Source organism: Nonomuraea sp. NPDC003707, from assembly GCF_053587055.1.
The window spans coordinates 67,434-79,746 of record NZ_JBSFNK010000022.1; the positions used below are offsets into that span (position 1 = coordinate 67,434).

A 12,313-nucleotide genomic window follows, 5' to 3' on the forward strand; every position below is an offset into this window, starting at 1 on the left:
TACACGTGTCACATCCACGATGGCCGCCCAGCATGCCACGAACCCCCACGAACCGACAAGACCTCCCGCTCTTGACCGATCTTGTCGAGACGTCTACATATATATTCAAAGCCAACTATCCATTCGCTCTCAGAGAGGTGAATGTGAAGGCCCCGATCACCGCGCTCCTCACCGCAGCGCTCGCCTTATCCCCCGCTCCCCCACCCTTCACCTCCCCGGGAACGACCCCCCTAGCCAGCGCCGAGACCACATCCATCAGCAACACCTCACCCACCACCGCCAGGACGACCACCAGCAGAGCCACAACCACCACCGACGGGACAACCACCGGACACGCCCCCGTCCACCGTGACCGGCACCGCCGAGCCACAACCACCACCGGCGGGACGACCACCCACACCAGAACCACAGCCACCTCCAACGGAGCGACCACCAGCGCCGGCACGACAGCCACCACCACCGCGGCAGCGGCCACCACCAACAGGGGCCCAGCCATCATCGACGGAGCCACGACCACCAGCAGCAGAGCCAACGCCGCCATCGACAGAGCGACGACCACCGGAGCCGCAGCCGCCATCGGGGCGGCAAGCGTCAACGGACCAAGCACGACCGAGGCGGCGAGGACCATCACGGAACCAACCGTGGCCGATGGGGCGGGGGCTCTCAGCGGACGGGATGTGCCCAATGGGGCCGGAACCCTCAGCGGACCAGACGTGGCCGATGGGGCGGGAACCCTCAGCGGACCAGACGCGGCCGGTGGGGCGGGGGTGCGGTTTTCGGTGCCGGGGCGGGCGAGGGGGACCTGCGTGGACGCGCCGTTGAAGATCAGCTTCCCAGCATCCCCGACGCTGGGTTCCTCTGGCGCGATCGAGGTGCGCCGGGTCACCGACGGCGCGTTGGTCGATCGGGTCGAAGCCGCCGCGGCCAAAGCCGACAAGAAGAACATCGGCGCCGCCGTCTCCGACACGGGCCTGCCGCACGACTTCTCGTACGAATCGATCATGATCGACGGCAACACGGCCAACGTGTACCTGCACCGGCAGCTCGAGTACGGGCAGGAGTACTACGTCACCGTCGACCCCGAGGTGTTCACGGGGTTCGGCGGGGTGCAGGAAGCCGGAAGGTGGGGCTTCAGAACCCGGAAGCGGGGGGTTCAGAGCCGGCACCTGACGGTTTCCGGGACTGGGACCGGGGACTTCTGTACGGTGCAGGGCGCCGTCGATGCCGTGCCGACCGGCAATCAGTCGCCTGTGACGATCGATGTCCGGCCGGGTGTCTACACCGAGATCGTCTACGTACGCGAGGACCGGCCGCACATCACCGTGCGCGGGGCGGGCGCGGGCCGGACCGTGATCCAGTACGCCAACAACGATCTGCGCAACGGTGACGCCGCGCTGCGTCAGGGCGGCCCCGCCGATGTGTGCCCGCGCCGCGTGCTGGAGACCTCGGACCTGCACAACTGCTGGCGCGCCATGTTCGGGGTGGACGCGGCGGACTTCCGGATTCAGAACCTCACACTTCACAATACGACCCCCGACGGCGGCTCGCAGGCGGAGGCGTTCCGGGGCAACAACGAGCGGATCGCACTCGAACGCGTGGACCTGCGCAGCCACCAGGACACCCTGCGCCTGCAGGGCAAGGGGTTCGTCACCGGCAGCCGGATCAGCGGAGACACCGACTTCGTGTGGGGCACTGGCACGGTGTTCATCCAGGACTCGGTGCTGGAGTCGACGGACGCCGGCTACATCTCGCAGAGCCGCAACGACGCGACCCGGCCGGGCGCGGTGTTCGTCCGCACCAAGCTGACGCGCGCCCCTGGCGTACCGGACGGCTCGGTGGTGCTGAGCCGCAGCGCCGTGTGGCGGTTCACGCACAGCCAGGCGGTGTTCATCGACACCGAGATGGACGGCCACATCGCCCCTGTCGGCTGGGCCATCGACCCGAACGACTGCGCGCAGGCACAGACTCTCTCCTTCTGGGAGTACGGCAGCACCGACCTCACCACGGGCCGCGCCATCGACACCGCGCAACGACTGCCCTGCTCTCGCCAACTGACGACCGCCGAGGCGGAGAAGTGGAGCGACCCGTCGTTCGTCCTGGGCGGCTGGAATCCCCGGCCACGCTGAGCCGGGCAGCGGTGCACCTCCGGCCACCGAACCAGGGCGATGCGCTCTCCTGGCGAAAGGACCGCCGCGGTACCTCTCCAGGCCACCGGACCGGAGCGGTGTACCCCGGCCACCGGACCAGGGCGGTGCGCCTCCTGGCCGCCAGACCAAGGCGCGGTGCACCTCCCGACCACCGAACCAAGGCGACACGCCTCCCAGAGAACGAGCCAGGGAGGTGCACCTCCCGGCCACCGGACCAAGGCGGCGCGTCCCGGCCATCGGATCGGGGCGATACGGCTCCGGCCACTGAGCTAGGGCAGTGCGCCTCCCGGTAGCCGGGTCGGGGTGGTGGCGGGTGCTGAGATCACGGGTTTGACGTAGTGGAAGGAATGGATGAGATGGACGAGTTGGCGAGTAGGCGTGCTCTGCTGGGCGGGGTGCTGGGTGGTATCGGGGCGGCCGTCGTCGCGGGGCCGGCCGAGGCGGCGAGTCGTACCGGTGCGGGGGCCGGGGTCGTGGGCCGCGCCGGGAGCGGGAGCGCGGCCGGGAGCGGGAGTGCGGCCGGGAGCGGGAGTGCGGCGGGAACGGGTGGGCTGGATGAGGGGGTGCGCGGGGGGAAGGGGGCACCGCGGCCGGTGGCGCCGGTCAATCAGGAGGTGGCGGCCAGGTTCGGGCCCGAGTACAAGACGCTGCCGGCCGCCGTCGCAGGCGTCGACATCGAGCCGCTGATCGGAATCGCGTCGGCCGCCGACATCGCCGCCAAACGCAAGGGCATGATCGACTACATCTGGAAGGGCGCGGGACAGCCGAAGACGCTCCCCATCGTCGAGACCGATGTGTCGGCTCCCGACTTCGCCTCCCTGACGGGTGTTCGCCGGATCGACCGGCTGACGGTCCCCCTGGGCTACCAGGTTTCGGCCAAGGTGTACGACATCGTCCCGCGCCGCGCCTGGAACCGGCGCCTCGCGCTCTACCACAACGGCCACGGCGAGCCGTTCGACACCATGCTCCGCACCGTCCAGGCCCTGCTCGACCGCGGTTATCGGGTGATGGCGTACGCGATGCCGTTCCAGCACTGGAACCAGCAGCAGATCGCCGACCCCAAGGACCCGGCGAAGCTGCTGCCGAACCCCTCCCACCGCGAGCTCCCGCCCTGGGAGAGCACCGAGTTCTCCGCCCTCACCTTCTTCCTCGAACCGCTCACGATCACCCTCAACTACGCGCAGGCCACGTACCGGCCGGCCTCCGTCGAGATGATCGGCCTGTCGGGCGGGGGCTGGGCGACGACGGTGTTCGCGGCGCTGGACCCGCGCGTCACGCGCAGCTATCCCACGGCCGGGTCGCTGCCGTTCTTCCTGCGTCCCGCCTCGCCGAAGCCGCGCCCCACGACCGGCGACTGGGAGCAGACCAAGGAGGCGCTGCCCGGCTTCTACGCCGCCGCCTCCGACGACTTCCTCGACATGTACGTGCTGGCGTCCGTCGGTCCGGGGCGTGGGCAGGTGCAGATCCTCAACCGGTTCGACGAGTGCTGCTTCAACGGGGTCGGGCACCGCGTCTACCAGGCCCCGGTACGCGACCGGGTGGCGCTGCTCGCCGGCGGGCGGCCCGAGCACGGACGGTGGGATCTCCTTGAGGACGCCACGCACGACGACCACACCATCTCGCCGTTCGCGCTGTCCGTCATCCTCTGGGACCTTGACACCACAAATGTCACAACATAATATCGGAATATAGATACGTACTTGAATAGATATTCAAGATAGATGGAAGGGTGTGCATGGCGGGCCGTACCTTTTCCCACCGGCGCAGAGTGATCGTCAACACCGACGCCAAAAACGAGGCGGACGACCAATTCGCCATCGTGCACGCCCTGCTCTCACCGAGCCTCGATATTCGCGGGCTGATCGCCGCGCATTTCGGCAATCGCCGCACCCGGTCGAGCCTGGAGGAAAGCCGCGCGGAAATCGACCTGCTGCTGCGGTTGATGAAGCTCGACGGCACGGTCAGGGTCGAGGACGGCGCCCCGTACGCGCTGCCCGACGTGGTCACCCCGGTCCCGTCGCCCGGCGCGGACCTGATCATCGAAGAGGCCATGCGGGACGTCCCCGAGCCGCTGTACGTGGCCTTCCTCGGCCCGCTGACCGACATGGCCTCGGCCCTGCTCCTGGAGCCGCGCATCGCCGAGCGGGACGTGACCGTGATCTGGATCGGCGGCAACGGGTACGACGGGCGCGGCGGCCTGCCCGCCCGGCCGGAGTTCAACCTGTCCAACGACATCGTGGCGGCCAATGTCGTGTTCTCCTCGGCGGTCAAGGTCTGGCAGGTCCCGGCGCCGACGTACCGGATGACGGCGGTCGGATACGCCGAGCTCGACGCGAAGGTGGCGCCGTACGGCGAGATCGGCGAGTACCTCGTGCGCCAGCTCGTCGAGTGGAACGAGCAGCACAGCGGGCCGTCGATCGAGTTCCGCGCGCTCGGCGATTCCCCTGCGATCGAGCTGATGCTCCATCCCGACTGCGGGACGTGGGTGGAGCGCCCCGCCCCGAACTTCCGCCACGACGGGTCGTACGACTTCTCCCTCGAAAATCGGGCGATCCGTACGTACGACTCGATCGACTCGCGGTTCATCTTCGAGGACTTTTTCGCGAAGCTGCAGGCCTTCGCCCGGCGGTAGGCGCGACGGTGGGAGGGAGGGGTGCGACGTGGGCTCGCTGACGTTCGAGGGCGGGAGCGGGAGCGGGCACCCTGTCGGCGGTCTGCGGCTCGGGCGGGGCTCGCCCGGCTCGCGACCTTGGGCCGGAGGAGTGGGCTGCACACGATGCTGGGGTCGTTCGGCGGCCTCGGCACGGCGCCGACCAGGTCGAACGGGTCCTGCGGTGGTGCTGAACCGGCGACGGCGGCTTGGGCGCGGGGGGACGATGCTGGGGCGGCTGCGGCGACCGGGCGGCGGGGAGACGGTGCTGGGGCGGCGTGGCTGGCGGGTGGAGCTGGCGGGGGTGGCGGTGGCGCGGTCGGTGTACGGTCCCGTCGGGTGCTGTCCTGGGTGGCGGGTCGTGGCGCGTGCCACGTACCCGGGACATCGTGGTGCGAGCGTGGCCGCGGGCTAGCAGAATGGCACTCGGCAGTGGCCCGGGCTCGCCACCGGACCAGCATGAGCGGCGGAGCCGAAGCGGAGGCCAGCGATCGTGGGAGCTGACAGTCAGTTCGAGAAGGGCCGCTCCGGCGGTGAGCCCATGAGGTTCAGCGGTCGCCGGCTCAGCCAGGAGTCGGAACGCATGCGGCTTCTGGTGCGGGTCGCCCGCCTCTACCACGAGCACGGGGTGCGCCAGCCGCAGATCGCGGCGCAGCTGCGCATCTCGCAGCCGCGGGTGTCGCGGCTGCTCAAGGAGGCCGCGGAGATCGGCATCGTACGCACGGTGGTCGTGGTGCCCAGCGGCGTGCACGCGTTACTGGAGGAGGACCTCGAGCGCAAGTACGGCGTGGAGCAGATCATCGTCGTGGACGCCACCGGCGACAACCACGACGTGGTGGCCGCGCTGGGCTCGGCCGGCGCCACGTACCTGGACGCCACGCTGATCGGCGGCGAACACCTGGGCATCTCGTCCTGGAGCGCCAGCCTGCTGGCCACGGTGGAGGCCATGCAGCGCCGTCCGGTGCAGGTGGCGGAGGAGGTCGTCCAGCTCATCGGCGGGGTGGGCAAGGGGTCCGCGCAGGTCCAGGCCACCCGTCTGGCCGCCCACCTGGCCGACCTCACGGGCGCCGAGCCCGTCTTCCTGCCCGCGCCCGGCCTGGTCGGGTCCGCGGCCGCCCGGCAGGCGCTTTCGGACGATCACGTCGTACGGCAGGTCGTGGATGCCTGGTCGCGGCTGACCACGGTGCTGGTGGGGATCGGGAGCCTGGACCCGTCGCCGCTGCTGCGTGACAGCGGCAACGCCATCTCGGAGGAGGACTTCGAGACGTTGCGGGAGTTGGGGGCGGTGGGTGACGTGTGCCTGCGCTTCTTCGACGCCGAGGGACGGCTGATCGCGTCGCCGCTCGAGGATCGCATTCTTGGCATCTCGGCGGCTGATCTGCTGCGGGTGCCGCGGCGGATCGCCATCGCGGGGGGTCGCCGGAAGACGGCGGCCATTCGGGCGGCGTTGCGTGGGGGTTGGGTGAACACGCTCATCACGGATGTGGGTGTGGCTGAGCAACTCCTTAAGGACTGACCTTCGCCTGGCCAGGGAGCGGTCTTGCTGGGGCCCAGTTGGGCGCGGCTGCCTGAGGGCCGGTGAGGAGCCGGCTGGGCGCCGTGCCTCGTGCGCCGAGCCGCACCCGCGTGCCGGAGGGGCCGTAGGTCTTGCGCGGCGGAGGTCGCCTGGCTTGCATGCCGGAGGAAGCCGCCGGGGTTGCGTGTCGGAAGGGCCACCGGGCTTGGGCGGCGGGGCCGTCAGCTTTGTGCTGCAGGTCGCCGGGGCTGGGCGGCGGAGATTGCCGGGCTTAGGTGCAGGAGGCCGCCGGGTTTGGGTGGCGGGTCGGCGATCCCGCGCGACGGAGGCCGTCGGCGTGCGCGCCCAAAGGCGTCGGGCTCGTGAGGGCCTCAGGCTCGTGGGGGCGGACGACGTCGGGCTTGTGAGGCCGGGGCAGGCCGGGCGGCCGGGGGCGGTGTGAGGTGGGTGGGCGGGTTCGGGTGGGCCCGCTGCGGGGGTTGACGCTGGATCTGGCGGGTTGGAAAGCGCTCTTGACAGTCACAACGGTGTCGTTCACGATGTGATGAATCCACTCCATTCATGGCTGAATAAAAATTCTCACTTAGCGACAGCGTGGTCCGGAGTCGTGCCGAAAGACGGCACAGCCCTGTCCATTCGGGGCAGAAAGCGAGCGTTTCGCATGAGCGAGGCCGAAGGCTTCGATCGCCAGCAATCAGAATTCAGTCGCCGGGATTTCGTGCGGTCCGCGGCGTTGGTTCCGCCCGCCGTGGCATGGGCGGGCACCTCCGGCGTGGCGGCACCGCCCAGCCCGAGCCCCACGCCCACCGTCGCGCCGAAGGTGAGGGCGAAGGGTGTGCCCGCCTTCCCCGGCGCCGAGGGGGCCGGGATGTACACCACCGGCGGCCGGGGCGGCGCCGTGTACGAGGTGACCACCCTCGACGACGACGGCCCCGGGTCATTACGCGAGGCGGTGGCGAAGTCCGACGGGACGGTCGTCTTCCGGGTCTCCGGGAACATCAAGATCAAGGGCGGCCTCGACATCACCGGCTCGAACCTCACCATCGCCGGCCAGACCGCCCCCGGTCACGGCATCACCGTCATCGGCAACGAGACGCAGATCAAGGGCAGCAACATCATCCTGCGCCACCTGCGCTTCCGCGGCGGCGACGAACTCGGCACCGCCATCGACACCTTCGGCGCCCGTGGCGTGCGGGACATCATCATCGACCACTGCTCCTTCAGCTGGGGCGTGGACGAGTGCTTCTCCGTCTACGGCAACACCAACGTGACCGTCCAGTGGTGCATCATCTCCGAGGGCCTGGTGAACTCGGTGCACCCCAAGGGCCGGCACGGCATGGGCGGCCTGTGGGGCGGCGACACCATCACCTACCACCACAACCTGCTCATCCACGAGAACGGCCGCAACCCGCGCTTCAGTTTCACCGAGGGCATGAGCCTGGTGGTGGACCACCGCAACAACGTGATCTACAACCCCGGGATCACGACCTGCTACGGCGGCGAGTGGGCCAACGGCATCAACATCATCGGCAACTACTACAAGCCCGGCCCCAACACGCTGCCCCCGATCGCCAGGACGATCGTGGCCCCCGGCCGGTTCGGCGAGTGGCACGTCAGCGGCAACACGGTCGAGGGCCACGCCGACCTCACGGCCGACAACACGCTCGGCATCACCTACCCGACCGGCGGCATCACGCTGCGGCCCAGGCCGGTGGAGTTCGAGAACGGCATCACGGAGCAGCCCGCGCAGCAGGCGTTCGCGACGGTCCTGGAACAGGCCGGAGCCATCCTGCCGCGACGGGACGCCATCGACGCCAGGCTGATCAACGAGGCGCGCACCGGCACGGGGCGCCACATCAACTCCCAGAAGGACGTGGGCGGCTGGCTGCCGGCGCCGCCCGAGGCGCCCGCTCCCGCCGACAGCGACCACGACGGCATGCCGGACGAGTGGGAGACCGCCCAGGGGCTGAACCCGGAGAACGCCGACGACGCCAAGACGGTGGACGGCAGCGGGTACACGAACCTGGAGCGCTACCTGAACTCCATCCAGCGAGCCGGGGCCCGCAACCCCGAGGTGGCGATTCTCTCCCCCAAGATCGACCAGGTGTTCGCGGCGGCCACGGACCAGCAGTCCGTCGTCGTCCAGGCCGACGCCAAGGCCCTCGACGGCGCGTCCATCGCCAAGGTCGAGTTCTTCCACGGCGACAAGAAGATCGGCGAGGCCACCGCGGCGCCGTACCAGGCGACCTGGGCGGACGCGACCGACGGCACCTACTCCCTGACGGCGCGCGCGACCGACAGCACAGGGTCGGCGACCACCTCGTCGCTGGTGCCGATCCACGTCACCCGCACCATGACCCACAAGCCGTGGACGGCGAAGGACATCGGCGAGGTGGCCATCCCCGGGAGCACGGCGCTGAAGGACGGCGTGTTCACGCTGAAGGGGTCCGGGAAGATCGCCGGTTGGAAGGACTCCTTCCACTTCGCCTATCAGGCCGTCGGGTTCAGCCAACGGGGCGAGGTCATCGAGATCACCGCGCGGGTGGACAGCATCAGCATGGGGCACGTCGACGCCGTCGCGGGCATCATGGTGCGTCAGGACCTCGCGCCGAACTCACCGTTCATGCTGGCCGGCATCGGTCTGTCCGCGAGCGGTGACGACGGCGCCGGCATGCGCGCCAAGGCCGTCAGGGTCGCCTCGAACGGCAAGCAGCCCAGCGTCGGCATCTGGCCGGCCGCCGGCGAGGACCCGCTGAACCCGAAGAAACCGTACTGGCTGCGCCTGGTCTGCCGGAGCCTGCTGACCGGGGACAACGAGTTCGAGGCCTTCCTGTCGTCCAACTCGCTGAACTGGGACCGCATCGGCTACGAGCGCATCGTGATGCGGACCGGCCGCTTCTACATCGGCCTCGCGGTCGACGGCAACCAGGAGGCGAACGCGGTCCACGCCTACACCACGGCCAGGTTCAGCCTGGTGCAGGTCAATCGTTAGAACTGGAGTACCCCCCATGACCCACCAACCGTTCACGAGGAGGAACCTCCTCCGCGGCGGCGGCCTTCTCCTGCTGGCCACCGCCACCGGCTGCAGCTTCCTCGACACCAGCCCCGACACGGGCGGCGCCGTCCAGGCCGCCGACATGTCCGCCAAGGAGTCCCCGGCGCTGGCGCAGCTGGTCAAGAGCGGCAAGCTGCCGCCGCTGGAGCAGCGCCTGCCGAAGAACCCCCTCGTCGTCACGCCGCTGAAGGAACCGGGCAGGTACGGCGGCACCTGGGCCTCGGCCCTCGTCGGCGACGACGACATCGACTGGCTGACCAACACCCTCGGGTACGAGCCCCTGGTCAGGCTCAAGCCCGGCACGAACGGCCAGAAGGGCCCTGACGACATCGTGGCCAACGTGGCGGAGTTCGAGGTCAAGGACGGGGGCCGGGAATACGTCTTCCGCCTGCGCGAGGGCCTCAAGTGGTCGGACGGCCAGCCGTGCACCGCCGACGACCTGATGTTCGCCTTCGAGGACGTGGCCACGTACCACGACCTGCACACCACCGGCATCTACGACCTCTACCTGGAGAACGGCAGCACCACCGAGCGGGTGAAGGTCGAGAAGGTGGACGACCGGACCGTCCGCTACGTCTACAAGGAGCCGAAGGCGGGGTTGCTGTTCCAGATCGCGGTCGCGACGTTCGAGCGGCCCGGCCCGATCGGGTTCCTGCTGCCCAAGCACTACCTCAAGCAGTTCCACAAGAAGTACAACCCGGACGTCGACCAGCTGGCCAAGGACGAGCAGTTGGAGGACTGGACGCAGCTGTTCATGCAGAAGCAGGACCCGTGGCACAACGCCGACCAGCCCACGCTGCACGCCTGGAAGGTGAGCACTCCGATCGGCAAGGGCACGGCGCTGGTGGCCGAGCGCAACCCGTACTACTGGAAGGTCGACCAGCAGGGGCGCCAGCTCCCGTACATCGACCGCTACCGGGCGGAGGTGCTGGGCGACGTCCAGGTCGAGCTGCTGAAGATCATGAACGGCGAGATCGGCATGCAGCTGCGCAACTTCAACACTCCGGAGAACAAGCCGCTGGTCTCCCAGAACGCCGCCAAGGGCAAGTACCGGCTGTTCGACGTGCCGAGCCGGCTCAGCAACACGATGATCATCCAGTTCAACCAGAACATCGCGGACGACGAGCTGCGCAAGCTGTTCCAGAACAGGGACTTCAGGATCGGGCTGTCGTACGCGATCAACCGCAAGGAGATCATCGACGGCGTGTACGCGGGCCAGGGCGAACCGTGGCAGGCCGCGCCGTCCAAGCGGAACGTGGTCCACAACGAGGCGTTCGGCAAGCAGTACACCGAGTTCGACGCGGCGAAGGCGAACGAGCACCTCGACAAGGCCGGGCTGACCAAGAAGGACGCCGACGGCAAGCGCCTGGGCCCCGACGGCAAGCCGCTGATCGTCACGGTCATGGCCAGCACCGAGTTCCCGCACCACACCGAGGCGCTGGAGTTCGTCAAGAAGGGCTGGGAGGCGGTGGGGGTCGGGCTGCGGGTGGACCCGGTCGCGGGCACGCTGTTCACCGAGCGCACGATGGCGAACCAGCCGCAGGTTTCCACGTACACCTGCAGCGACTTCGACATCATCACGGGCACCGGCGGCGACCACTACTACGTGCCGAGCAACTCCGGCAGCGCCCGCTACGCCATCCGCTGGGCGCAGTGGTACGGCAGCAAGGGCAAGGCCGGCGACGAGCCGCCCAAGGAGGTGCGCGACCAGTTGGAGGCATTCACCACGATGCGCACCGAGCCCGACACCACCAAGGCGATCGAGTCCGCCAGGAAGGTGATCGAGATCGCGGCGCAGCAGTTCTACGCGATCGGGATCAGCACGTACCCGGACGAGTACGGCATCGTGTCGAACAGCTTCAAGAACGTGCCCGACTCGATGGCCGGCGCACCTACCACCCCCGGGCCGACCCAGCCCGAGCAGTACTCCCTCTGAGGGGCCGACGTGCTGGGCTACTTCGGCCGCCGCCTGGTGTACGTGGTGGTGACGCTCTGGGCGATCTCGATCGTCACGTTCGTCATCATCAACCTGCCGCCGGGCGACTACGTCTCGACGCTCGTGGCCAACGCGCAGGCCGGCGGCGAGGGCCTCACCCCTGCGGAGATCACCAACCTCAGGCACCGGTACGGCCTCGACGACCCGCTCCTGCTGCAGTACTGGCGCTGGATCACGGCGATCCTCCTGCACGGCGATTTTGGTCAATCGTTTGCCTGGAACCAGGCGGTCTCCACGCTCATCGGCGAGCGGGTCGCGTTGTCGGCGGTGCTGTCGATCAGCTCGCTGCTCATGGTCTGGGCGATCGCGTTCCCGATCGGCATCTACAGCGCGGTCAAGCAGTACTCGTGGGGCGACTACGGCTTCTCGTTCCTGGGGTTCATCGGCATGGCGGTGCCGGAGTTCATGCTGGCGCTGGTCCTCATGTACGTCGGCTTCCGCTTCTTCGGCCAGAGCGTCGGCGGCCTGTTCTCCCCCGAGTTCCAGGACGCCGCCTGGAACCTGGGCAAGGTCCTCGACCTGCTCGGCCACCTGTGGGTGCCGATCGTGGTGATCGGCGTGTCGGGCACCGCCGGCATGATCCGGGTGACCCGGGCGAACCTGCTGGACGAGCTCTACCGCCCGTACGTGCACACGGCCAGGGCCAAGGGCCTGCCGGAGTGGAAGCTGCTGCTGAAGTATCCGGTGCGGATGTCGCTCAGCCCGTTCTTCAGCACGGTCGGCTGGCTGCTGCCCGGCCTGATCGGCGGGGAGACGATCGTGTCGGTGGTCATGAGCCTGCCGACCGGCGGCCCGCTGCTGCTCAACGGCGTCATGAACCAGGACATGTACCTGGTCGGCAGCTTCATCATGATCCTCAGCACGCTGACCGTGATCGGAACCGTGGTGAGCGACCTGGCGCTGGCGTGGTGGGACCCGCGAATCCGTAAACGGTACAAGAGAGAGTAGC

General features: G+C 68.9%; 9 protein-coding genes. 8 read left to right on the forward strand and 1 reads right to left on the reverse strand.

Translation table 11 applies throughout. The features are described 5' to 3' along the window. Nucleotides 1–115: 115 nt before the first annotated feature. Nucleotides 116–631 carry a hypothetical protein gene (locus ACWDRB_RS41985; protein ID WP_449903583.1) on the reverse strand — a complete coding sequence of 172 codons (516 nt, stop codon included), beginning with the start codon at nucleotides 629–631 and terminating at the stop codon, nucleotides 116–118. Between the two features lie 175 nt (nucleotides 632–806). Here ACWDRB_RS41985 and ACWDRB_RS41990 point away from each other — a divergent pair, with 175 nt between their 5' ends. From ACWDRB_RS41990 to ACWDRB_RS42025, 8 genes are all read left to right on the forward strand, one after another. Further along, nucleotides 807–2,126, forward strand: coding sequence for a pectinesterase family protein (locus tag ACWDRB_RS41990; protein WP_449903585.1), 1,320 nt, complete (start codon nucleotides 807–809; stop codon nucleotides 2,124–2,126). 377 nt (nucleotides 2,127–2,503) lie between these two features. Continuing rightward, entirely contained in the window at nucleotides 2,504–3,826 is a 1,323-nt protein-coding gene (locus ACWDRB_RS41995) for a hypothetical protein (protein ID WP_449903587.1), read from the forward strand. A gap of 56 nt (nucleotides 3,827–3,882) precedes the next feature. After that, the gene (locus ACWDRB_RS42000) at nucleotides 3,883–4,779 is read left to right on the forward strand and encodes a nucleoside hydrolase (protein ID WP_449903589.1); all 897 of its coding nucleotides are present in this window, start codon (nucleotides 3,883–3,885) and stop codon (nucleotides 4,777–4,779) included. A gap of 244 nt (nucleotides 4,780–5,023) precedes the next feature. Then, complete coding sequence (locus tag ACWDRB_RS42005) at nucleotides 5,024–5,212, forward strand: hypothetical protein (RefSeq protein WP_449903591.1); 189 nt, start codon at nucleotides 5,024–5,026, stop codon at nucleotides 5,210–5,212. A gap of 168 nt (nucleotides 5,213–5,380) precedes the next feature. Continuing rightward, nucleotides 5,381–6,313, forward strand: coding sequence for a sugar-binding transcriptional regulator (locus ACWDRB_RS42010; protein ID WP_449903594.1), 933 nt, complete (start codon nucleotides 5,381–5,383; stop codon nucleotides 6,311–6,313). A gap of 661 nt (nucleotides 6,314–6,974) precedes the next feature. Further along, complete coding sequence (locus tag ACWDRB_RS42015) at nucleotides 6,975–9,305, forward strand: Ig-like domain-containing protein (protein ID WP_449903596.1); 2,331 nt, start codon at nucleotides 6,975–6,977, stop codon at nucleotides 9,303–9,305. 16 nt (nucleotides 9,306–9,321) lie between these two features. Continuing rightward, nucleotides 9,322–11,304, forward strand: a complete 1,983-nt coding sequence (locus ACWDRB_RS42020; protein WP_449903599.1) for an ABC transporter substrate-binding protein — start codon at nucleotides 9,322–9,324, stop codon at nucleotides 11,302–11,304. 9 nt (nucleotides 11,305–11,313) lie between these two features. Next, nucleotides 11,314–12,312, forward strand: coding sequence for an ABC transporter permease (locus ACWDRB_RS42025; RefSeq protein ID WP_449903602.1), 999 nt, complete (start codon nucleotides 11,314–11,316; stop codon nucleotides 12,310–12,312). Nucleotide 12,313 lies beyond the last annotated feature (1 nt).

Excerpts from the sequence above, each read along its gene's own strand:
- ACWDRB_RS41995 (WP_449903587.1), top strand. The coding sequence starts at position 2,504 with ATGGACGAGTTGGCGAGTAGGCGTGCTCTGCTGGGCGGGGTGCTGGGT.
- ACWDRB_RS42000 (WP_449903589.1), top strand. The coding sequence starts at position 3,883 with ATGGCGGGCCGTACCTTTTCCCACCGGCGCAGAGTGATCGTCAACACC.
- ACWDRB_RS42005 (WP_449903591.1), top strand. The coding sequence starts at position 5,024 with ATGCTGGGGCGGCTGCGGCGACCGGGCGGCGGGGAGACGGTGCTGGGG.
- ACWDRB_RS42010 (WP_449903594.1), top strand. The coding sequence starts at position 5,381 with ATGCGGCTTCTGGTGCGGGTCGCCCGCCTCTACCACGAGCACGGGGTG.
- ACWDRB_RS42015 (WP_449903596.1), top strand. The coding sequence starts at position 6,975 with ATGAGCGAGGCCGAAGGCTTCGATCGCCAGCAATCAGAATTCAGTCGC.
- ACWDRB_RS42020 (WP_449903599.1), top strand. The coding sequence starts at position 9,322 with ATGACCCACCAACCGTTCACGAGGAGGAACCTCCTCCGCGGCGGCGGC.